Source organism: Enterobacter sp. BIDMC 26, from assembly GCF_000534435.1.
GTDB lineage: Bacteria > Pseudomonadota > Gammaproteobacteria > Enterobacterales > Enterobacteriaceae > Enterobacter > Enterobacter ludwigii.
In genome coordinates, this window is sequence record NZ_KI973182.1 from 4,228,313 (window position 1) to 4,251,273 (window position 22,961).

19 protein-coding genes, 2 pseudogenes and 1 riboswitch are annotated in these 22,961 nt (G+C 54.2%); of the genes and pseudogenes, 10 read left to right on the forward strand and 11 right to left on the reverse strand.

The annotated features are described in order from the left end of the window. The first annotated feature begins 8 nt into the window (after window positions 1–8). The 8 genes from secE (at window position 9) to rpoC (ending at window position 12,100) form a co-directional block, all read left to right on the forward strand. Complete coding sequence (secE, locus tag L462_RS03585; RefSeq protein WP_003862342.1) at window positions 9–392, forward strand: preprotein translocase subunit SecE; 384 nt, start codon at window positions 9–11, stop codon at window positions 390–392. A 1-nt stretch (window position 393) separates the two neighbouring features. Beyond that, the gene (gene nusG / locus L462_RS03580; RefSeq protein ID WP_003862341.1) at window positions 394–939 is read left to right on the forward strand and encodes a transcription termination/antitermination protein NusG; all 546 of its coding nucleotides are present in this window, start codon (window positions 394–396) and stop codon (window positions 937–939) included. A gap of 155 nt (window positions 940–1,094) precedes the next feature. After that, a complete protein-coding gene (gene rplK, locus L462_RS03575; protein ID WP_008808007.1) occupies window positions 1,095–1,523 on the forward strand; it encodes a 50S ribosomal protein L11 in 429 nt (142 codons plus the stop codon). A gap of 3 nt (window positions 1,524–1,526) precedes the next feature. Then, on the forward strand, window positions 1,527–2,231 hold the full coding sequence (gene rplA / locus L462_RS03570) for a 50S ribosomal protein L1 (protein ID WP_006810530.1): 705 nt from the start codon (window positions 1,527–1,529) through the stop codon (window positions 2,229–2,231). A gap of 291 nt (window positions 2,232–2,522) precedes the next feature. Continuing rightward, window positions 2,523–3,020 carry a 50S ribosomal protein L10 gene (gene rplJ / locus L462_RS03565; RefSeq protein ID WP_004097644.1) on the forward strand — a complete coding sequence of 166 codons (498 nt, stop codon included), beginning with the start codon at window positions 2,523–2,525 and terminating at the stop codon, window positions 3,018–3,020. Window positions 3,021–3,086: 66 nt separating this feature from the next. Further along, entirely contained in the window at window positions 3,087–3,452 is a 366-nt protein-coding gene (rplL, locus tag L462_RS03560; protein WP_014168154.1) for a 50S ribosomal protein L7/L12, read from the forward strand. Window positions 3,453–3,771: 319 nt separating this feature from the next. After that, window positions 3,772–7,800 carry a DNA-directed RNA polymerase subunit beta gene (gene rpoB / locus L462_RS03555; protein WP_020882980.1) on the forward strand — a complete coding sequence of 1,343 codons (4,029 nt, stop codon included), beginning with the start codon at window positions 3,772–3,774 and terminating at the stop codon, window positions 7,798–7,800. Window positions 7,801–7,876: 76 nt separating this feature from the next. Continuing rightward, window positions 7,877–12,100, forward strand: a complete 4,224-nt coding sequence (rpoC, locus tag L462_RS03550; protein ID WP_014168156.1) for a DNA-directed RNA polymerase subunit beta' — start codon at window positions 7,877–7,879, stop codon at window positions 12,098–12,100. A gap of 59 nt (window positions 12,101–12,159) precedes the next feature. Here rpoC and L462_RS03545 read toward each other — a convergent pair whose 3' ends face one another. The 10 genes from L462_RS03545 to L462_RS03500 form a co-directional block, all read right to left on the reverse strand. Next, a complete protein-coding gene (locus tag L462_RS03545) occupies window positions 12,160–12,477 on the reverse strand; it encodes a PTS lactose/cellobiose transporter subunit IIA (RefSeq protein ID WP_014168157.1) in 318 nt (105 codons plus the stop codon). A 3-nt stretch (window positions 12,478–12,480) separates the two neighbouring features. Further along, complete coding sequence (locus L462_RS03540; protein WP_014068453.1) at window positions 12,481–12,786, reverse strand: PTS sugar transporter subunit IIB; 306 nt, start codon at window positions 12,784–12,786, stop codon at window positions 12,481–12,483. A 180-nt stretch (window positions 12,787–12,966) separates the two neighbouring features. Then, window positions 12,967–14,508, reverse strand: coding sequence for a sensor domain-containing diguanylate cyclase (locus tag L462_RS03535; protein WP_032679361.1), 1,542 nt, complete (start codon window positions 14,506–14,508; stop codon window positions 12,967–12,969). Between the two features lie 329 nt (window positions 14,509–14,837). After that, window positions 14,838–15,971 (reverse strand): 2-iminoacetate synthase ThiH, encoded by a 1,134-nt coding sequence (gene thiH / locus L462_RS03530; RefSeq protein WP_014168159.1) that lies wholly within the window; start codon window positions 15,969–15,971, stop codon window positions 14,838–14,840. After that, complete coding sequence (gene thiG, locus L462_RS03525) at window positions 15,968–16,738, reverse strand: thiazole synthase (RefSeq protein WP_032679362.1); 771 nt, start codon at window positions 16,736–16,738, stop codon at window positions 15,968–15,970. Before thiG ends, thiH begins: the two co-directional genes overlap by 4 nt. A 1-nt stretch (window position 16,739) precedes the next feature. Next, window positions 16,740–16,940 carry a sulfur carrier protein ThiS gene (thiS, locus tag L462_RS03520; RefSeq protein WP_032679363.1) on the reverse strand — a complete coding sequence of 67 codons (201 nt, stop codon included), beginning with the start codon at window positions 16,938–16,940 and terminating at the stop codon, window positions 16,740–16,742. Further along, complete coding sequence (locus L462_RS03515) at window positions 16,924–17,679, reverse strand: HesA/MoeB/ThiF family protein (RefSeq protein ID WP_032679364.1); 756 nt, start codon at window positions 17,677–17,679, stop codon at window positions 16,924–16,926. The genes thiS and L462_RS03515 overlap by 17 nt, the downstream gene beginning before the upstream one ends. Further along, window positions 17,672–18,307, reverse strand: a complete 636-nt coding sequence (gene thiE / locus L462_RS03510) for a thiamine phosphate synthase (RefSeq protein ID WP_032679365.1) — start codon at window positions 18,305–18,307, stop codon at window positions 17,672–17,674. Before thiE ends, L462_RS03515 begins: the two co-directional genes overlap by 8 nt. Then, entirely contained in the window at window positions 18,307–20,202 is a 1,896-nt protein-coding gene (gene thiC / locus L462_RS03505) for a phosphomethylpyrimidine synthase ThiC (protein WP_032679366.1), read from the reverse strand. Before thiC ends, thiE begins: the two co-directional genes overlap by 1 nt. Window positions 20,203–20,280: 78 nt before the next feature. Further along, window positions 20,281–20,390: riboswitch (TPP riboswitch) on the reverse strand. A 97-nt stretch (window positions 20,391–20,487) separates the two neighbouring features. Then, a complete protein-coding gene (locus L462_RS03500; RefSeq protein ID WP_014168165.1) occupies window positions 20,488–20,985 on the reverse strand; it encodes an Rsd/AlgQ family anti-sigma factor in 498 nt (165 codons plus the stop codon). A gap of 95 nt (window positions 20,986–21,080) precedes the next feature. Here L462_RS03500 and nudC point away from each other — a divergent pair. Further along, window positions 21,081–21,833, forward strand: a pseudogene (gene nudC, locus L462_RS03495) (NAD(+) diphosphatase); the annotation flags it as partial. Here nudC and L462_RS25800 read toward each other — a convergent pair. Further along, window positions 21,802–21,891: pseudogene (locus L462_RS25800) on the reverse strand (hypothetical protein); the annotation flags it as partial. The pseudogenes nudC and L462_RS25800 sit on opposite strands and share 32 nt — an antisense overlap. Before the next feature lies 1 nt (window position 21,892). Between L462_RS25800 and hemE the strand changes: the two are divergent. Continuing rightward, on the forward strand, window positions 21,893–22,957 hold the full coding sequence (gene hemE / locus L462_RS03490) for a uroporphyrinogen decarboxylase (protein WP_032679368.1): 1,065 nt from the start codon (window positions 21,893–21,895) through the stop codon (window positions 22,955–22,957). Window positions 22,958–22,961 lie beyond the last annotated feature (4 nt).

Below are 22,961 nucleotides of genomic sequence, written 5' to 3' on the forward strand. Positions count from 1 at the left end.
GTTGGTTTATGAGTGCGAATACCGAAGCTCAAGGGAGCGGGCGCGGCCTGGAAGCGATGAAATGGGTAGTCGTAGCCGTGCTGCTGATCGTAGCGATTGTCGGCAACTACCTTTATCGTGACATGATGCTGCCGCTACGCGCGCTTGCAGTGGTAATTCTGATTGCTGCAGCGGGTGGTGTCGCGCTGTTGACGACAAAAGGCAAAGCGACTGTCGCTTTTGCTCGCGAAGCGCGTACCGAAGTCCGCAAGGTAATTTGGCCGACTCGCCAGGAAACATTGCACACCACGCTGATCGTAGCGGCGGTTACCGCTGTAATGTCACTGATCCTGTGGGGACTGGATGGTATTCTGGTTCGCCTGGTATCCTTTATCACTGGCCTGAGGTTCTGAGATGTCTGAAGCCCCTAAAAAGCGCTGGTACGTCGTTCAGGCGTTTTCCGGTTTTGAAGGCCGCGTAGCAACGTCGCTGCGTGAGCATATCAAATTACACAACATGGAAGAGTTATTTGGCGAAGTTATGGTTCCGACCGAAGAAGTGGTCGAGATCCGTGGCGGCCAACGTCGCAAAAGCGAGCGTAAATTCTTCCCGGGTTACGTGCTGGTTCAGATGGTTATGAACGACGCGAGCTGGCACCTGGTGCGCAGCGTACCGCGCGTGATGGGCTTTATCGGCGGCACGTCTGACCGTCCGGCACCAATCAGCGACAAAGAAGTTGATGCGATTATGAACCGCCTGCAGCAGGTGGGTGATAAGCCGCGTCCGAAAACGCTGTTTGAACCGGGTGAAATGGTTCGTGTTAATGACGGTCCGTTTGCTGACTTTAATGGCGTGGTTGAAGAAGTGGACTATGAAAAGTCCCGCCTGAAAGTGTCCGTTTCTATCTTCGGTCGTGCGACCCCGGTAGAACTGGACTTTGCCCAGGTAGAAAAAGCCTAAGCAGCGATCAAAAAAGCGACGATTTAATCGTTGCACAAGGCGCGAGATTGGAATACAATTTCGCGCCTTTTGTTTTTATGGGCTGCGGCCTGTAAAACGATTTTATTCACGGGGAGCCTCCTTGAGGCGTTATCACCCAATCAGAGGATTTTAGAATGGCTAAGAAAGTACAAGCCTACGTCAAGCTGCAGGTTGCAGCAGGTATGGCGAACCCAAGTCCACCAGTTGGTCCAGCTCTGGGTCAGCAGGGTGTGAACATCATGGAATTCTGTAAAGCGTTCAACGCCAAAACCGAATCCATGGAAAAAGGTCTGCCAATCCCAGTTGTTATCACTGTATACGCTGACCGTTCTTTCACTTTCGTTACCAAAACCCCTCCAGCAGCAGTTCTGCTGAAGAAAGCGGCGGGTATCAAGTCTGGTTCCGGTAAACCGAACAAAGACAAAGTGGGTAAAATTTCCCGCGCTCAGCTGCAGGAAATCGCGCAGACCAAAGCTGCCGACATGACTGGTGCCGACATTGAAGCGATGACTCGCTCAATCGAAGGTACTGCACGTTCCATGGGCCTGGTAGTGGAGGACTAAGAAATGGCTAAACTGACCAAGCGCATGTCCGTGATCCGTGACAAAGTTGATGCGACCAAACAGTACGACATCAACGAAGCTATCGCTCTGCTGAAAGAACTGGCTACCGCTAAGTTCGTTGAAAGCGTTGACGTTGCTGTTAACCTGGGCATCGATGCTCGTAAATCTGATCAGAACGTTCGTGGTGCAACTGTACTGCCACACGGTACTGGCCGTTCCGTACGCGTAGCTGTATTTGCTCAGGGTGCAAACGCTGAAGCGGCTAAAGCTGCCGGCGCTGAACTGGTAGGTATGGAAGATCTGGCTGACCAGATCAAGAAAGGCGAAATGAACTTTGACGTTGTTATTGCTTCTCCAGATGCAATGCGCGTTGTTGGCCAGCTGGGCCAGGTTCTGGGTCCACGCGGCCTGATGCCAAACCCGAAAGTGGGTACTGTAACCCCTAACGTTGCTGAAGCTGTTAAGAACGCTAAAGCAGGTCAGGTTCGTTATCGTAACGACAAAAACGGCATCATCCACACCACCATCGGTAAAGTGGACTTTGACGCTGACAAACTGAAAGAAAACCTGGAAGCTCTGCTGGTTGCGCTGAAAAAAGCAAAACCAACTCAGGCGAAAGGCGTGTACATCAAGAAAGTTAGCATCTCCACCACCATGGGTGCAGGTGTTGCAGTTGACCAGGCTGGCCTGAGCGCTGCTGCAAACTAATGCCTTTACGTGGGCGGTGATTTTGTCTACAATCTTACCCCCACGTTTGCTAACAAAAGTTAGCGGCTAAAAGATTTGTTCGTTGGAGCCTGGCCTAATCCAGGCCTCCGTCGAAGACCGCAGGTGTTTCGCAAGAAACTTAATGCCCTGCGTAGACGGTGACAGAACGCTAAGATTATTTTTGGATACTCTGGCTTGTTTCTGCTCACCGTATTAAGACGCTCTTTCCGTTGGGGAGAGTGAAGTGAGTTCCGGAACATGAGTTCCGGCAAACATCCAGGAGCAAAGCTAATGGCTTTAAATCTTCAAGACAAACAAGCGATTGTTGCTGAAGTCAGCGAAGTAGCCAAAGGCGCGCTGTCTGCAGTAGTTGCGGATTCCCGTGGCGTTACTGTAGACAAAATGACTGAACTGCGTAAAGCAGGTCGTGAAGCTGGCGTATACATGCGTGTTGTTCGTAACACCCTGCTGCGTCGCGTAGTTGAAGGTACTCCTTTCGAGTGCCTGAAAGACACGTTTGTTGGTCCGACCCTTATTGCATACTCTATGGAACACCCGGGCGCTGCTGCTCGTCTGTTCAAAGAGTTCGCGAAAGCGAATGCAAAATTTGAGGTCAAAGCTGCAGCCTTTGAAGGTGAGTTGATCCCGGCATCGCAAATCGATCGCCTGGCAACCCTGCCGACCTACGAAGAAGCAATTGCACGCCTGATGGCAACCATGAAAGAAGCTTCGGCTGGCAAACTGGTTCGCACTCTGGCTGCTGTTCGCGATGCAAAAGAAGCTGCTTAATCGCAGTTATCTTTATAAAGCATTTGCTTACGTATAAACTTATTCTGATTTTCAGGAACAATTTAAATGTCTATCACTAAAGATCAAATCATTGAAGCAGTTGCAGCTATGTCCGTAATGGACGTTGTAGAACTGATCTCTGCAATGGAAGAAAAATTCGGTGTTTCCGCTGCTGCTGCTGTAGCTGTAGCTGCTGGCCCGGTTGAAGCTGCTGAAGAAAAAACTGAATTCGACGTAATTCTGAAAGCTGCTGGCGCTAACAAAGTTGCTGTTATCAAAGCAGTACGTGGCGCAACTGGCCTGGGTCTGAAAGAAGCTAAAGACCTGGTAGAAGCTGCTCCAGCTGCGCTGAAAGAAGGCGTGAGCAAAGACGACGCAGAAGCACTGAAAAAATCTCTGGAAGAAGCTGGCGCTGAAGTTGAAGTTAAATAAGCCAACTTTTCTGGTTGCAGCCTAAGTCATTAGGCTGATGGCTGGTGACTTTTTAGTCACCAGCCTTTTTGCGCTGTAAGGCATCAGTAGCATTTCACACTGTTTGACTACTGGTTGTCCTGACAATGCATGTTTCTATCGACGACTTAATATATTGCGACAGGGTGCGCGCTCTGTGTAAATCGCGACGAAATGATTTAAGCGTGATAGCAACAGGTATTGCGGAAAGTATTCAATTTTCCGGTCCACAAAATGGTGTTGCACAAACTGTCCCTTCGTCGGACAGATGGGTCGACTTGTCAGCGAGCTGAGGAACCCTATGGTTTACTCCTATACCGAGAAAAAACGTATTCGTAAGGATTTTGGTAAACGTCCACAAGTTCTGGACATTCCATATCTCCTTTCTATCCAGCTTGACTCGTTCCAGAAGTTTATCGAGCAAGATCCTGAAGGGCAGTACGGTCTGGAAGCAGCCTTCCGTTCCGTGTTCCCGATTCAGAGCTACAGCGGTAACTCCGAGCTGCAGTACGTCAGCTACCGCCTTGGCGAACCGGTGTTTGACGTTCAGGAATGTCAGATCCGTGGCGTGACCTATTCCGCACCGCTGCGCGTAAAACTGCGTCTGGTGATCTATGAGCGCGAAGCGCCAGAAGGCACCGTAAAAGACATTAAAGAACAAGAAGTCTACATGGGTGAAATTCCACTCATGACAGACAACGGTACTTTCGTCATCAACGGTACTGAGCGTGTTATCGTTTCCCAGCTGCATCGTAGCCCGGGTGTCTTCTTCGACAGCGATAAAGGTAAAACACACTCATCCGGTAAAGTACTGTATAACGCGCGTATCATTCCTTACCGTGGTTCCTGGCTGGACTTCGAGTTCGATCCTAAAGACAACCTGTTTGTCCGTATCGACCGTCGTCGTAAACTGCCTGCGACCATCATTTTGCGTGCGCTGCAATACACCACTGAACAGATCCTGGACCTGTTCTTTGAGAAAGTAATCTTTGAAATCCGCGACAACAAGTTGCAGATGGAGCTGGTGCCAGAGCGTCTGCGTGGTGAGACCGCGTCGTTCGACATCGAAGCCGACGGCAAAGTGTATGTGGAAAAAGGCCGCCGTATTACCGCGCGCCACATCCGTCAGCTGGAAAAAGATGATATCAAACTCATCGAAGTTCCGGTTGAATACATTGCTGGAAAAGTAGCCGCGAAAGATTACGTTGATGAATCAACTGGCGAGCTGATCTGCCCGGCGAACATGGAGCTGAGCCTGGATCTGCTGGCTAAGCTGAGCCAGTCTGGCCACAAACGCATCGAAACGCTGTTCACCAACGATCTGGACCACGGTCCTTATATCTCTGAGACTATCCGCGTCGATCCAACGACCGATCGTCTGAGCGCGCTGGTAGAAATCTACCGCATGATGCGCCCTGGTGAACCACCAACTCGCGAAGCGGCTGAAAGCCTGTTCGAGAACCTGTTCTTCTCCGAAGACCGCTACGATCTGTCCGCGGTTGGTCGTATGAAGTTCAACCGTTCTCTGCTGCGTGATGAGATCGAAGGTTCCGGTATCCTGAGCAAAGACGACATCATCGAAGTGATGAAGAAGCTCATCGATATCCGTAACGGCAAAGGTGAAGTGGACGATATCGACCACCTCGGCAACCGTCGTATCCGTTCCGTAGGCGAAATGGCGGAAAACCAGTTCCGCGTTGGCCTGGTACGTGTTGAGCGTGCGGTGAAAGAGCGTCTGTCTCTGGGCGATCTGGATACCCTGATGCCTCAGGATATGATCAACGCCAAGCCGATTTCTGCAGCAGTGAAAGAGTTCTTCGGTTCCAGCCAGCTGTCTCAGTTCATGGACCAGAACAACCCGCTGTCTGAGATCACGCACAAACGTCGTATCTCTGCACTCGGCCCAGGCGGTCTGACCCGTGAACGTGCAGGCTTCGAAGTTCGAGACGTACACCCGACTCACTATGGTCGCGTATGTCCAATCGAAACGCCTGAAGGTCCAAACATCGGTCTGATCAACTCCCTGTCCGTGTACGCACAGACTAACGAATACGGTTTCCTTGAGACGCCGTACCGTAAAGTGACCGACGGTGTTGTAACTGACGAAATTCACTACCTGTCTGCTATCGAAGAAGGCAACTACGTTATCGCTCAGGCGAACTCCAACCTGGATGACGAAGGCCACTTTGTAGAAGATCTGGTTACCTGCCGTAGCAAAGGCGAATCCAGCTTGTTCAGCCGCGACCAGGTTGACTACATGGACGTATCCACCCAGCAGGTGGTATCCGTCGGTGCGTCCCTGATCCCGTTCCTGGAACACGATGACGCCAACCGTGCATTGATGGGTGCGAACATGCAACGTCAGGCCGTTCCAACTCTGCGTGCTGATAAGCCGCTGGTTGGTACCGGTATGGAACGTGCTGTTGCCGTTGACTCCGGTGTTACTGCGGTGGCTAAACGTGGCGGTACTGTTCAGTACGTGGATGCTTCCCGTATCGTTATCAAAGTTAACGAAGACGAGATGTACCCGGGCGAAGCAGGTATCGACATTTATAACCTGACCAAATACACCCGTTCTAACCAGAACACCTGTATCAACCAGATGCCTTGTGTGTCTCTGGGTGAGCCCGTTGAGCGCGGCGACGTGTTGGCAGACGGTCCGTCCACCGACCTCGGTGAACTGGCGCTCGGTCAGAACATGCGCGTAGCGTTCATGCCGTGGAACGGTTACAACTTCGAAGACTCCATCCTCGTCTCCGAGCGTGTGGTTCAGGAAGATCGTTTCACTACCATCCACATTCAGGAACTGGCATGTGTGTCCCGTGACACCAAGCTGGGGCCAGAAGAGATCACCGCTGACATCCCTAACGTGGGTGAAGCTGCGCTCTCCAAACTGGATGAATCCGGTATCGTTTACATCGGTGCAGAAGTGACCGGCGGCGACATTCTGGTTGGTAAGGTAACGCCGAAAGGTGAAACCCAGCTGACGCCAGAAGAGAAACTGCTGCGTGCTATCTTCGGTGAGAAAGCGTCTGACGTTAAAGACTCTTCTCTGCGCGTACCAAACGGTGTTTCCGGTACAGTTATCGATGTTCAGGTCTTCACCCGTGACGGCGTTGAAAAAGATAAGCGTGCGCTGGAAATCGAAGAGATGCAGCTCAAACAGGCTAAGAAAGACCTGTCTGAAGAACTGCAGATCCTCGAAGCGGGTCTGTTCAGCCGTATCTATGCGGTGCTGGTTGCCGGTGGCGTTGAAGCTGAGAAGCTCGACAAACTGCCACGCGATCGCTGGCTGGAACTGGGCCTGACCGACGAAGAGAAACAAAATCAGCTGGAACAGCTGGCTGAGCAGTATGACGAACTGAAACACGAGTTCGAGAAAAAACTCGAAGCGAAACGCCGTAAAATCACTCAGGGCGACGATCTGGCACCAGGCGTGCTGAAGATTGTTAAGGTGTATCTGGCTGTTAAACGTCAGATCCAGCCTGGTGATAAGATGGCAGGTCGTCACGGTAACAAGGGTGTTATCTCTAAGATCAACCCGATCGAAGATATGCCGCACGATGCTAACGGTACGCCGGTAGATATCGTACTGAACCCACTGGGCGTACCGTCTCGTATGAACATCGGTCAGATTCTGGAAACCCACCTGGGTATGGCTGCGAAAGGTATCGGCGATAAGATCAACGCCATGCTGAAACAGCAGGAAGAAGTCGCGAAACTGCGCGAATTCATCCAGCGTGCCTACGATCTGGGTACCGACGTTCGTCAGAAAGTCGACCTGAGCACCTTCAGCGATGAAGAAGTGCTGCGTCTGGCAGAGAACCTGCGCAAAGGTATGCCGATTGCAACGCCGGTATTCGACGGTGCAAAAGAAGCTGAAATCAAAGAGCTGCTGCAACTGGGTGGTCTGCCAACGTCTGGTCAGATTACGCTTTTTGATGGCCGTACCGGTGAACAGTTCGAGCGTCCGGTAACCGTAGGTTACATGTACATGCTGAAACTGAACCACCTGGTCGACGACAAGATGCACGCTCGTTCTACCGGTTCTTACAGCCTGGTTACTCAGCAGCCGCTGGGTGGTAAGGCGCAGTTCGGTGGTCAGCGCTTCGGGGAGATGGAAGTGTGGGCGCTGGAAGCATACGGCGCAGCATACACCCTGCAGGAAATGCTCACCGTTAAGTCTGATGACGTGAACGGTCGTACCAAGATGTATAAAAACATCGTGGACGGCAATCATCAGATGGAACCAGGCATGCCAGAGTCCTTCAACGTACTGTTGAAAGAGATTCGTTCGCTGGGTATCAACATCGAACTGGAAGACGAGTAATTCTCGCTCAAACAGGTCACTGGTGTCGGGCTAACCCCCGACACCAGATTGTGCTAACTCCGACGGGAGCAAATCCGTGAAAGATTTATTAAAGTTTCTGAAAGCGCAGACTAAAACCGAAGAGTTTGATGCGATCAAAATTGCTCTGGCTTCGCCAGACATGATCCGTTCATGGTCTTTCGGTGAAGTTAAAAAGCCGGAAACCATCAACTACCGTACGTTCAAGCCTGAGCGTGACGGCCTTTTCTGTGCGCGAATTTTCGGGCCAGTAAAAGACTACGAGTGCCTGTGCGGTAAGTACAAGCGCCTGAAACACCGTGGTGTGATCTGTGAGAAGTGCGGCGTTGAAGTGACCCAGACCAAAGTGCGCCGTGAGCGCATGGGCCACATCGAACTGGCATCTCCAACTGCGCACATCTGGTTCCTGAAATCTCTGCCGTCCCGTATCGGCCTGCTGCTGGATATGCCGCTGCGCGATATCGAACGTGTTCTGTACTTCGAATCTTATGTGGTTATCGAAGGCGGTATGACGAACCTGGAACGCCACCAGATTCTGACCGAAGAACAGTATCTGGACGCGCTGGAAGAGTTCGGTGACGAATTCGACGCGAAGATGGGTGCGGAAGCTATTCAGGCCCTGCTGAAAAGCATGGACCTGGAGCAAGAGTGCGAGCAGCTGCGTGAAGAGCTGAACGAAACCAACTCCGAAACCAAGCGTAAAAAGCTGACCAAGCGTATCAAACTGCTGGAAGCATTCGTTCAGTCTGGTAACAAACCAGAGTGGATGATCCTGACCGTTCTGCCGGTTCTGCCGCCAGATCTGCGTCCGCTGGTTCCGCTGGATGGTGGTCGTTTCGCAACGTCGGATCTGAACGATCTGTATCGTCGAGTTATCAACCGTAACAACCGTCTGAAACGTCTGCTGGATCTGGCTGCGCCGGACATCATCGTACGTAACGAAAAACGTATGCTGCAGGAAGCGGTAGATGCCCTGCTGGATAACGGTCGTCGCGGTCGTGCGATCACCGGTTCTAACAAACGTCCTCTGAAATCTTTGGCCGATATGATCAAAGGTAAACAGGGTCGTTTCCGTCAGAACCTGCTCGGTAAGCGTGTTGACTACTCCGGTCGTTCTGTTATCACCGTAGGTCCATACCTGCGTCTGCATCAGTGCGGTCTGCCGAAGAAAATGGCACTGGAGCTGTTCAAACCGTTCATCTACGGCAAGCTGGAACTGCGTGGCCTGGCCACCACCATCAAAGCCGCTAAGAAAATGGTTGAGCGTGAAGAAGCTGTCGTTTGGGATATCCTGGACGAAGTTATCCGCGAACACCCGGTACTGCTGAACCGTGCACCAACACTGCACCGTCTGGGTATCCAGGCATTTGAACCGGTACTGATCGAAGGTAAAGCTATCCAGCTGCACCCGCTGGTTTGTGCGGCATATAACGCCGACTTCGATGGTGACCAGATGGCTGTTCACGTACCGCTGACGCTGGAAGCCCAGCTCGAAGCGCGTGCGCTGATGATGTCTACTAACAACATCCTGTCTCCAGCGAACGGTGAACCAATCATCGTTCCTTCTCAGGACGTTGTATTGGGTCTGTACTACATGACCCGCGACTGTGTTAACGCCAAAGGCGAAGGCATGGTGCTGACTGGCCCTAAAGAAGCTGAGCGTATCTATCGCGCTGGCCTGGCCTCTCTGCATGCGCGTGTCAAAGTGCGTATCACTGAATATGAAAAAGATGCTAACGGCGAATTCGTTGCGAAAACCAGCCTGAAAGACACGACCGTTGGCCGTGCCATTCTGTGGATGATCGTACCGAAAGGTCTGCCTTTCTCCATCGTCAACCAGGCGCTGGGTAAGAAAGCGATCTCCAAAATGCTGAACACCTGTTACCGCATTCTGGGTCTGAAGCCGACGGTTATCTTCGCTGACCAGACAATGTACACCGGCTTTGCATATGCAGCGCGTTCAGGTGCATCTGTTGGTATCGATGACATGGTTATCCCAGAGAAGAAACACGAGATCATCTCTGAAGCGGAAGCCGAAGTTGCTGAGATCCAGGAGCAGTTCCAGTCTGGTCTGGTTACCGCGGGCGAACGCTATAACAAAGTTATCGATATCTGGGCTGCGGCGAACGATCGTGTATCCAAAGCGATGATGGATAACCTGCAAACCGAAACCGTGATTAACCGTGACGGCGTAGAAGAGCAGCAGGTTTCCTTCAACAGCATTTACATGATGGCCGACTCCGGTGCGCGTGGTTCTGCAGCACAGATTCGTCAGCTGGCAGGTATGCGTGGTCTGATGGCGAAGCCAGATGGCTCCATCATCGAAACGCCAATCACCGCGAACTTCCGTGAAGGTCTGAACGTACTCCAGTACTTCATCTCTACTCACGGTGCGCGTAAAGGTCTGGCGGATACCGCACTGAAAACAGCGAACTCCGGTTATCTGACGCGTCGTCTGGTTGACGTTGCGCAGGACCTGGTTGTGACCGAAGACGATTGTGGCACCCTCGAAGGTATCACCATGACCCCGGTTATCGAGGGTGGTGATGTTAAAGAGCCGCTGCGCGATCGCGTACTGGGTCGTGTGACCGCGGAAGACATTCTGAAGCCGGGTACCGCAGACATTCTGGTTCCACGCAACACGCTGCTGCACGAACAGTGGTGTGACCTGCTGGAAGCGAACTCTGTTGACTCTGTGAAAGTTCGTTCCGTTGTATCTTGTGACACCGATTTCGGTGTATGTGCGCACTGCTATGGTCGTGACCTGGCGCGTGGCCACATCATCAACAAAGGTGAAGCAATCGGTGTTATCGCGGCACAGTCCATCGGTGAACCGGGTACACAGCTGACGATGCGTACGTTCCACATCGGTGGTGCGGCATCTCGTGCGGCTGCTGAATCCAGCATCCAGGTGAAAAACAAAGGTAGCATCAAGCTCAGCAACGCGAAGTCTGTTGTTAACTCCGCAGGCAAGCTGGTTGTGACCTCTCGTAACACCGAGCTGAAGCTGATCGACGAATTCGGTCGTACCAAAGAGAGCTATAAAGTGCCTTACGGTGCTGTTATGGCGAAAGGTGATGGCGAGCAGGTTGCCGGCGGTGAAACCGTTGCAAACTGGGATCCACACACCATGCCGGTTATCACCGAAGTAAGTGGTTTCATCCGCTTCACTGACATGATCGACGGCCAGACCATTACTCGTCAGACCGACGAGCTGACCGGTCTGTCTTCTCTGGTCGTTCTGGACTCTGCTGAGCGTACTGCCGGTGGTAAAGATCTGCGTCCTGCACTGAAAATCGTTGATGCTCAGGGTAACGACGTTCTGATCCCTGGTACCGATATGCCTGCGCAGTACTTCCTGCCGGGTAAAGCGATTGTACAGCTGGAAGATGGCGTACAGATCAGTTCTGGTGACACCCTGGCGCGTATTCCTCAGGAATCCGGCGGTACCAAGGACATCACCGGTGGTCTGCCACGCGTTGCGGATCTGTTCGAAGCTCGTCGTCCGAAAGAGCCTGCAATCCTGGCTGAAATCAGCGGTATCATCTCCTTCGGTAAAGAGACCAAAGGTAAACGCCGTCTGGTTATCACCCCAGTAGATGGCAGCGAGCCGTACGAAGAGATGATTCCTAAGTGGCGTCAGCTCAACGTGTTCGAAGGTGAACGTGTAGAACGTGGTGACGTGGTTTCCGACGGTCCAGAAGCGCCGCACGACATCCTGCGTCTGCGTGGTGTGCATGCTGTTACTCGTTACATCGTTAACGAAGTACAGGACGTATACCGTCTGCAGGGCGTTAAGATTAACGATAAACACATCGAAGTTATCGTTCGTCAGATGCTGCGTAAAGCAACCATTGATAGCGCGGGCAGCTCTGAGTTCCTGGAAGGCGAGCAGGTTGAATACTCACGCGTCAAGATCGCTAACCGCGATCTGGAAGCGAACGGCAAAATCGCTGCGACCTTCTCGCGCGATCTGCTGGGTATCACCAAAGCGTCTCTGGCAACCGAGTCCTTCATCTCTGCAGCATCGTTCCAGGAGACCACGCGTGTCCTGACCGAAGCCGCTGTAGCAGGTAAGCGTGATGAACTGCGCGGTCTGAAAGAGAACGTTATCGTGGGTCGTCTGATCCCGGCTGGTACCGGTTATGCGTACCATCAGGATCGTATGCGTCGTCGTGCTGCAGGCGAACTGCCAGCTGCACCGCAGGTAACTGCTGAAGATGCATCCGCGAGCCTGGCAGAGCTGCTGAACGCAGGTCTGGGTGGTTCTGACAACGAGTAATCGTTGATTCAGCAAATAAAAAACCCGCTTCGGCGGGTTTTTTTATGTCTGCATATTTTTCAGTTTATCAGCGGTAGCCGACGATACAGCTCAATCATATCGCCCGCCAGGTCCTGAATGACCATCGCGTTCATCAGGTGATCCTGAGAGTGGACGGTGATCAGGTTAACCGGCAGCTTTCCGGTCCCTTCATCAAGACCAATCAGCTGCGTCTGGATGGTGTGGGCATGTTTCACGTATTCACGCGACTCTTCCATCGCCTTTTCGGCTTCGTCAAAGTCGCCTTTACGGGCCATCTGCAACGCCGTAAGGGCAGCACTGCGCGCTGCTCCCGCGTTGACCAGCAGTTCCATGATCGTTGTTTCTAAATCTTCCACGGGTCACTCCAGTAATTTAAGCGCTTTTTCCAGGACGACATCACCTTTCATCATGCCGTAATCCATCATGTCGATCACCGCGACCTTTTTACCAAGCGGATCGGCCTGCGCCTGAAGTTTAGCCTGCTCGTATTTAACCTGTGGCCCCAGCAATACGATGTCAGCCGTCGCGATATTATCTTTAAACTCCGCAACCGGAACGGCTTTAATGGTGACTTCAACTCCTTTTTTCTGCGCGGCGTCTTTCATACGTTGAACCAGCATGCTGGTTGACATTCCCGCTGCACAGCATAAAACGATGTTCTTCATAATCAGCCTCGATCTACATGTGTTTATTGATAATTATCCCGTGCAGACCGCTTCAACAACCGCTTTACCGCGATTGTGTGTCAGGCATCACAAAGAAATGGGTGATTTTCTGAAACCGGTTACAATTTTGCATGAAAGCGCACGCTGCCCGTCGAAACGGACAGCGTGGGAGGGAAGAAATTAACGGATGGAGGTCTGAAGGATGCGGTTTTTACCCTGTTGTTTTGCGCTGTAAAGTGCGTTATCCACGCTCCCTACAAATTGCTCCAGCGGTTCGAAATGCCATTCCCCCAGGCCTGCACTGAACGTAACCTGCAGGTTTTCTTCGCGCCAGACGCGTTTTTCAATGGTGGTACGCCACGCTTCCAGCAACGAGATTGCATCAGCAATTTGCGTAGCCTCGAAGACCACCGCAAACTCTTCTCCACCGTACCGGTACACCGAGATGTGGTGCGGTTGCATGATCTGGATCCCTTCACGCGCCACGTTACGCAGGACAATATCGCCGCTAAGGTGGCCCCAGGTATCGTTGATTGATTTGAAGTTATCGATATCCACCAGCGCCAGTGCGAAAGGCTGTTGAGCCGCCATTAACTCTTCCACATCGGTATCGAACGCGCGGCGGTTTTTGCAGCCTGTTAGCGCATCGTGGGTTGCCTGGCGGACATATGCCATCTCACGCTCTTTATTCGACTGGATGGTATGACTCAGCATCGCTTCCAGACGCGGTGCCTGGCTGACATCGCCAGTTTTGATGGCGTTGATAATATGCATTAGCACGGTACGCGAGGCATGGCGAAGGTATAAACCGAAGAGAATGATAATAATCGCCGCCAGTGCAAATCCCCAGCCAACGATAGTGGTTTCGTGGCGGGTAATATCCGTCAGGGTCGCGCCAGAGACCCGGTAGATGACAAACCAATCCGGGTTAGTGAAGGAGTAGTAGTAATACCAGGTTTTACTTTTCCGGTCGTATAAATGACCCTCGCCGCTGGTCATTTTGTCCATCAGCGCTTCGCTCACGTATTTTTTGAACAGCGCGCCCGTGTCAGGATGAAGCACCACGGTTCCGTCGCGCTCGACGACGAAGAATTCCCCTTGTACAGGGGCCACCATCTGTCGAAGGGTATACCCCATCGACGCCAAATCAAGATGAAAGGCGAGGGTTCCCTTGAGTCTGCCTTCTGTTGAAATCAATGGCTTATAAAGCGTGACCGTTGGATGCCCGGTAAAGTAGTCCATATAAGGGTGGGTATAATGGCTGAAAATACTGGCTTCCGCGTGGGCGACAAACCACGGGCGCGTCCGCGGATCGACGTTTTTACTCTTTTCCGTGGGAGGCGCTTCGGGAGCGTGCAAATAATGCCCCTCCGTGTCGGCCAGCGAGATGGATGACACGGTCGGCATCAGGTTTTGCAAATGCATCAACATCTGCAACCCTTGCGTCGGGTTGACGTTCAGCGTCTCATTCAGTATTTCGTTGCGGGAAAAGTACATCGCAGAACGACCAAGAATATAGTCGTTTTCACGCAACATTGATTCGGTATAGTTAACCGCCAGATTATGCGTGAAATTACCATTAATTTTATGATAATCCTCAAGAAAATCCTTTCGTTGCGAAAGCGTAACCACGACAGCGATCAGTGCAAAACTGCACAGTATCCCCGCGAAGCTGGCCATTATTGGCCGGGTAAAAGAGAGTTTTTTGCTGTGAAGTGCCATGAGTTGTACATCATTCCTGAGGGTGAATGCTTTTCGTCTGCCGATATCCTCTCAGCATAGTCGCAGTCCTGCGGTTAGCTGTGAATTATACGGAACACGATTTCAGACGAGATGATTTATCTTAAGAATGGCTAAGAAATTACTCATAAAATCAGAAATTCAGTGTGCACGATAAGTCAGAGGCAGGGCGAAACGAGGAAGAAGCTTTTCGCCCTGGTCAGCGTCCGTTGCTGACCACATGACAATAAAAAACCGGACGATAGCTGGCAATCATCCGGTAGTGACTCTCCGTGCCGCCTCGTTTTATTTCTGCGGAGTTGCAGTATGTTTCAGCGTAATTGCGAGGCTCTTCCCAGCCAGCTGTCCCAGTCTTTCCAGACCGGCTGCAGCCCCTGTGCGCTCAGGGCCGCGGCGACCGCTTCCGGACGTCGTCCATCATGCGGGGCAAACTGCTCCAGTTCAGGGTGATCATCGGCGTAACCGCCCGGCTGTGTTTTGGAAAATGCGCTCACGTTGTTTATCGCAAGCGGGATCACGCGGTCGCGGAACGCCGGTGATTCACGTGTTGAGAGCGATAATTCAACCTCCGGGGCAAGCAGGCGAAACGCGCAGATCGTTTGTACCAGCTGGCGCTCATCCATGAGTGAGGCCGGTTCAATCCCGCCAGCACACGGGCGCAGCCGGGGGAAGGAGATGGAGTAGCGGCTCTGCCAGTAGTGCTGCTGAAGCCACAACAGATGTTCCGCCACCATGTAGCAATCCACGCGCCAGCTATCGGAAAGCCCAATCAGCGCACCAAGGCCAATTTTATCGATCCCGGCACGTCCGAGCCTGTCCGGCGTTTCAAGGCGGAAGAAGAAGTCCTGTTTCTTGCCCTTCAGGTGATGCCGTGCGTAGGTCGCTTCGTGGTACGTTTCCTGATAGACCATCACTCCATCCAGTCCGAGCGTTTTGAGCTCCGCATACTCATCCTGCGACAGGGGCTGCACTTCCATCTGCAACGAGGCGAACTGACGACGAATGGCAGGAAGGTGCTGGCGGAAATAGTCCATTCCGACTTTGCCCTGGTGCTCACCGGTGACCAGCAGGAGATGCTCGAAGCCCATTTCCCGGATGGCCGCACACTCGCGCGCGATCTCTTCCTCATCAAGCGTCTTACGCTTAATGCGGTTGCTCATGGAGAAGCCGCAGTAGGTACAGTCATTGGCGCACAGGTTTGAGAGATAGAGCGGGACGTAAAAGCTTACCGTGTTGCCAAAGCGCTGTCGGGTGAGACGCTGGGCGCGCTGGGCCATCGGCTCCAGATAAGCACTGGCCGCAGGGGAGAGCAGGGCCATTAAATCGTCGCGGGTCAGATGGCGCGCATTCAGTGCGCGCTCGACGTCGACCGGCGTTTTGCTGTTGATGCGCAGGGCAATGTCGTCCCAGTTAAGCTGCCGCCAGCGGTCGGTAAAGGTGGTCATGAGATTGCCTCCAGAAAACCGGTCAGCGGGCTGGTGGCCTGCGCCTGAAAACTGCGCGAGCCAGGGCCTGATTGCCGTGCCAGCAGGCCAGCCTCCACCGCCATGCGAAACGCGCGCGCCATCATGACCGGATCGTCGGCAACCGCGATGGCCGTGTTCACCAGCACCGCGTCCGCCCCCATCTCCAGCGCCTGCGCGGCATGGCTTGGTACGCCAATACCCGCATCCACCACCACCGGCACGGTGGCCTGCTCAATGATGATCTCCAGCATTGCCCGGGTTTCCAGCCCCTGGTTAGAGCCAATAGGCGCGCCCAGCGGCATAACGGCGGCGCAGCCAACATCTTCCAGACGTTTGCAGAGTACCGGATCGGCACCGCAGTAAGGCAGAACGATGAACCCTTGTTGTACCAGCTTTTCTGCCGCTTTCAGCGTCTCGATCGGGTCGGGCAACAGCCAGCGAGCATCCGGGTGAATTTCCAGCTTCAGCCAGCGTGTGCCGAGCGCTTCACGCGCCAGTTGAGCGGCGAAAATGGCCTCTTCGGCCGTTTTCGCGCCGGAAGTATTTGGCAGTAGCGTGACGCCAGCTTCCAGTAAAGGCGCCAGAATGGCATCACTGTGATGGTGCAGATCCACGCGTTTTAACGCCAGCGTGACCAGCTGGCTGCCGCTTTCACGGATGGCATCGACCATCAGCTGGGGTGATGCGAATTTCCCGGTTCCGGTAAACAGATGTGAATCAAAGACTTTATCGGCAATACGTAACATCTCAGCCCCCTGCGATAACCTGAAACAGCAGGATCTGGTCGCCTTCATTGACCTGCTGATGTTCCCACTGCTCGCGCGGCAGGATCTGTTGATTGAGCGCCAGCGCCGTTCCCGGCTTGAGCTGGCGCAGTTTATCGAGCAGCACGGCAACGGTGAGCCCGTCCTCGCATTTCATCGGCTCATCGTTAAACAGAATGCGCATTGCCGCCTCCGCATACCGGGCAGTGGCTGGCGCGGTGTAACGCCAGATGACGCCAGCCGCTGGAGCGGGCGTCAAATAACCGCAACGTGTTGCGCTCGGTCTCCATTCCGCTGAGCAGCTTGATGGCCTCGAGCGCCTGCAGGGTACCCATCACCCCCACAACCGGGCCAAGAATGCCCGCGGTGCGACAGTTACGCTCTGGCTCAGCATCGTCTGGCCACAGACAGCGATAGCAGCCCTGCGCCCACGGCGGTGTCAGGACCATCATCTGCCCGCCGAACCCCACCGCGCTGGCGGTGATAAGCGGCGTATTTTTTGCGACACAGGCGGCGTTGATCGCCTGGCGGGTTGCCATATTGTCGGTGCAGTCCAGCACCACGTCGGCCAGGGCGACTTCTCGGAGCAGATTGTCGCCGCTGAGCCGCTCCTGACACGCAATGAGCTCAATATCCGGGTTCAGCTGGTTCAGGCGCTGGCGGGTAATGTGTACTTTGGGCTGGTTGATATCCTCGGTGGTAAAGAGGATTTGACGCTGCAGGTTGCTAAGATGCACCTCGTCGTCATCGGCCAGTACCAGCGTGCCCACGCCTGCACCGGCCAGATAGAGCGCGGCAGGCGCGCCTAATCCGCCCAGCCCGACAATCAAAACCCGGCTGGCGAGTAGCTTTTGCTGCCCGTCGATGGCGATATCCTCCAGCAGGATCTGGCGGCTATAGCGCATAAAGTCACGATCATTCATCGCCTGCTCCTGCCAGTTGTAAGAGCTGCCGGGTGGCGGCCTGCCAGTCTGCGGCCTGGGTGATGGCACTGACGACGGCGATACTGCCGACACCGGTATCCAGCACGGCCGGCGCTCGTTCAAGGCTAATCCCGCCGATGGCCACGGTCGGGTACTGCGCAAGACGCTTCACGTGAGCCGCCAGCTGTGCCAGCCCTTGTGGCGCGGAGGGCATCTGTTTAGTTTGCGTCGGGAAGACGTGTCCAAGCGCAATGTACGAAGGGCGAGCCGCCAGTGCCACGTCAATCTCCATATCGTCATGGGTCGAGACACCCAGGCGCAAACCGGCTTCCCGGATGGCCTTCAGGTCTGTGGTCTCCAGGTCCTCCTGACCCAGATGCACGCCGTAGGCCTGGTGCTTTATCGCCAGTCGCCAGTAGTCGTTGATAAACAGGCGGGCTTTATACCGACGCCCCAGCGCGATGGCGGCGGCGACATCGTTCTCCACCTCCTCATCGCGTTTATCTTTGATGCGCAGCTGCAGCGTGCGTACACCTGCCTCCAGCAGGCGGGCAACCCACTCCACGCTGTCCACCACCGGGTAGAGCCCCAAACGAAAGGGCACGGGTGGGAAATCGGGCTGGTACATTACGCCTCCTCTTTTTTGAGGTAGATTTCGCCGCCTTTCGCGCGGAAGGTTTCTGACATATCCGCCATGCCCACTTCAATGGTTTGCGCGGCGGCGTAGTCACGCACCTCCTGGCTGATCTTCATCGAGCAGAATTTTGGCCCACACATGGAGCAGAAATGGGCCACTTTGCCGGACTCCTGCGGCAGGGTTTCGTCGTGATAGGCGCGGGCGGTAAACGGGTCGAGCGCGAGGTTAAACTGATCTTCCCAGCGGAATTCAAAGCGGGCCTTCGACATCGCGTTATCGCGAATTTGCGCGCCCGGATGGCCTTTCGCCAGGTCCGCAGCGTGGGCGGCAATTTTGTAGGTGATAAGCCCCTGCTTCACGTCCTCTTTGTTGGGCAGACCGAGGTGCTCTTTTGGCGTCACATAGCAGAGCATGGCGCAACCGAACCAGCCGATCATCGCCGCACCAATTCCGGAGGTGAAGTGGTCGTAACCCGGGGCAATATCGGTGGTCAACGGCCCCAGTGTATAGAATGGTGCTTCATGGCAGTGCTCCAGTTCTTCCGTCATATTGCGGCGGATCATCTGCATGGGGACATGGCCCGGGCCTTCAATCATCACCTGCACGTCATACTCCCAGGCGATTTTGGTCAGCTCGCCCAGCGTGTGCAGTTCGGCAAACTGCGCTTCGTCGTTGGCATCACGAATGGAACCAGGGCGCAGGCCGTCGCCCAGCGACAGCGAGACGTCGTAAGCGGCACAGATTTCGCAGATCTCGCGGAAGTGTTCGTAGAGGAAGTTTTCCTGATGATGAGACAGACACCACTTCGCCATGATTGAGCCCCCGCGCGAGACAATGCCGGTCAGACGCTTCGCGGTCATCGGCACGTAGCGCAGCAGCACCCCCGCGTGGATGGTGAAGTAGTCTACACCCTGTTCAGCCTGCTCCAGCAGCGTGTCGCGGAACGCTTCCCAGGTGAGGTTTTCAGCGATACCGTTCACTTTCTCCAGCGCCTGATAGACCGGCACCGTTCCGATAGGCACCGGGCTGTTACGCAGGATCCACTCGCGGGTTTCGTGGATATAACGCCCGGTGGAGAGATCCATTACCGTGTCCGCACCCCAGCGCGTTGACCAGACCAGCTTCTCGACCTCTTCTTCGATGGAGGAGGTGACCGCGGAGTTACCGATATTGGCGTTGACCTTCACCAGGAAGTTGCGGCCGATAATCATCGGTTCGGATTCCGGGTGATTGATGTTGGCGGGGATAATCGCGCGGCCAGCGGCCACTTCATCGCGCACAAACTCCGGGGTGATGTTTTCCGGCAGGCGAGCACCGAAACCTTCGCCCGGATGCTGGTGGCGCAGCACTTCGCTACGGATGCGCTCACGGCCCATGTTTTCACGGATGGCGATAAACTCCATCTCCGGGGTGACGATCCCCTGACGCGCATAGTGCAGCTGGGTAACGCATTTGCCCGCTTTCGCACGTTTCGGCGTCAACAGGCCCGCGAAGCGCAGTTCGTCCAGGCCGTCGTCGGCCAGACGCTCTTTGGTGTAGGCAGAGCTGCGAACCGTCAGTTCTTCGCAGTCGTTACGCGCGTCAATCCAGCGCTGGCGCAGTTTTGCCAGACCCTGCTGCACGTTAATGGCCACATCAGGATCGCCGTACGGGCCAGACGTGTCGTAGACTGGCACGGCTTCGTTGTCTTCATACTGCGGGTTCTCTTTGCTGCCGCCAAGAAGCGTCGGGCTAAGCTGGATTTCGCGCATCGGAACGCGGATACCCGCCTGAGAGCCGGTGATGTAAATACGCTTAGAGTTCGGGAAAGCGGTGCCTTCCAGGGTGTCGATGAAGTGTTGGGCTTGTGCGCGCTGTTCGCGGCGGGTCAGTTTAGTAGTAGACATAGCTCATTCCAAAAGTGAAGGACATGGCTTGTCAGACGACGGATGAAGCAAGAGGAGATCGCCCGGGGGCGATACTACAGCAGTTTTACTCTTGTTCCCTTCGCAGGTATTAGCCTGATCAGGTTCCGCGGATCCCGAATTAACGGTCTCAGCCCGTGCTTTCACACTGGGCACTCCGACAAGAAATTTACACGCCACCGTTCACGCTATCGCATGAATGATTTCGTGTAATACCCCTCCTGAGAGGGGCGAATGTTTGTAAACTACTCGTTAACGATTAAGAACTCAAGCAGGCCGCGCGATGTTATCTTCGTTGCTGGCCTTAGAATCGTTATCCAGCACGAGGGCGATCAGCTTATCTTCCAGCGAGAATCGCTCTTCCAGCGCTTCGCCGAGATCGGACAGCGCCTGTTGAAACTCAAGGTAGTTGTCGTGATCGATGGCATTCTCGAGGGTGGAATCGTAGTAATTCATGATCTGCTGGGTATTGGCTTCCAGCAGCGGGTAGAGTTTGGATGCCGTTAAATACGGGCTAGTGCCTTCCATTTCGCGGATAATGCGTTCATAAATATTGAAATGGCCGTCGGACAGGTAGTCGACCAGGCTCTGACAAAAATCATCCAGCGCTTTTTCATTCAGCCGCATAAACGATTCTTTGCCAGGCTTAATACCGACCAGATTGTAATAAGCCACGAGTAGATGCTTGCGCACATGTAGCCAGCGATCCACCAGTTTGTTACTTCCTCTAACGCGCTCAGTCAGGCTTTCTAGCTGGTTTAACATGTTCGACTCCGCAAGGTTTAGAATTGATTCTGCTTATCCAAAATGTAACCACAATGCTAACAACATGTCAGTGAAGCGAAGGTAGTGCAATAGATATGGATCGTATTATTGAAAAATCAGATCTGGGTTGGTGGATTGTCAGTCACGAACAAAAATTATGGCTGCCCGGTGGGGAAATACCCCATGGCACTGCCGATCGTTTCGATCTCGTTGGTCAGCCTGCGCTGAAGATCGGCGAGTGGCAAGGGGAGCCGGTGTGGTTGATCCAGCAGCCTCGCCGCCAGGACATGGGATCCGTTCGTCAGGTGCTGGATCTTGATGTGGGCCTGTTCCAGCTGGCAGGCCGTGGCGTGCAGCTGGCCGAGTTTTACCGATCGCATAAATACTGCGGCTACTGCGGGCATACCATGCACCCGAGCAAAACCGAGTGGGCCATGCTCTGCAGCCACTGCCGTGAACGCTATTATCCGCAGATTGCGCCGTGCATTATCGTCGCTATCCGGCGTGACGATTCCATCCTGCTGGCACAACATACCCGCCATCGCAACGGCATTCATACTGTTCTTGCCGGGTTCGTTGAAGTGGGCGAAACGCTGGAGCAGGCGGTGGCGCGTGAAGTGATGGAAGAGAGCGGGATCCGGGTGAAGAACCTGCGTTACGTAACGTCTCAGCCGTGGCCGTTCCCACAGTCGCTGATGACGGCGTTTATGGCCGAATACGATAGCGGTGAGATTGTTATCGACCAGAAAGAGCTGCTGGACGCGAACTGGTACCGTTATGACGATTTGCCACTGTTACCCCCGCCGGGAACGGTAGCCCGTCGGCTGATAGAAGATACCGTGGCAATGTGTCGGGCCGAGTATGAGTAGTGTTACACTCACGGACTGACGCAATAAGGAACTGCAAAATGACCGAACTGAAGAACGATCGTTATCTGCGTGCGCTGCTGCGCCAGCCCGTTGATGTCACCCCGGTGTGGATGATGCGCCAGGCGGGGCGCTATCTGCCAGAGTACAAAGCCACGCGTGCGCAGGCGGGTGATTTTATGTCGCTGTGCAAAAATGCCGAGCTGGCCTGCGAAGTGACGCTCCAGCCGCTGCGCCGCTACCCGCTGGATGCCGCTATTCTCTTTTCGGACATTCTGACCATTCCGGATGCCATGGGCCTTGGGCTCTATTTCGAAACCGGTGAAGGTCCGCGTTTCACCTCCCCGATCAAAAGCAAAGCCGACGTTGATAAGCTGCCGGTACCGGATCCTGAGCAGGAGCTGGGGTATGTGATGAACGCCGTGCGCACAATTCGCCGTGAACTGAAAGGCGAAGTGCCGCTGATTGGCTTCTCAGGCAGCCCGTGGACGCTGGCGACCTATATGGTGGAAGGTGGCAGCAGCAAAGCCTTTACCGTCATTAAAAAGATGATGTACGCGGAGCCACAGGCGCTGCATACGCTGCTCGACAAGCTGGCGAAGAGCGTCACACTCTATCTTAACGCGCAGATTAAAGCAGGCGCGCAGTCGGTGATGATTTTCGATACCTGGGGCGGCGTGCTGACCGGGCGCGATTACCAGCAGTTCTCGCTGTATTACATGCATAAAATCGTCGATGGCCTGCTGCGTGAAAACGAAGGTCGCCGGGTGCCGGTGACGCTGTTCACTAAAGGCGGCGGACAGTGGCTGGAAGCCATGGCCGCAACCGGCTGTGACGCGCTGGGTCTCGACTGGACAACCGATATTGCCGATGCGCGCCGTCGCGTGGATGACAAAGTGGCGCTGCAGGGCAACATGGACCCGTCTATGCTCTATGCTCAGCCTGCCCGTATTGAGGAAGAGGTGGCCTCCATTCTTGCTGGTTTCGGCCAGGGCGAAGGACACGTGTTCAACCTCGGGCACGGTATTCATCAGGATGTACCGCCAGAACACGCTGGCGCGTTTGTGGAGGCGGTGCACCGACTTTCTGCACATTATCATCAGTAAGGAG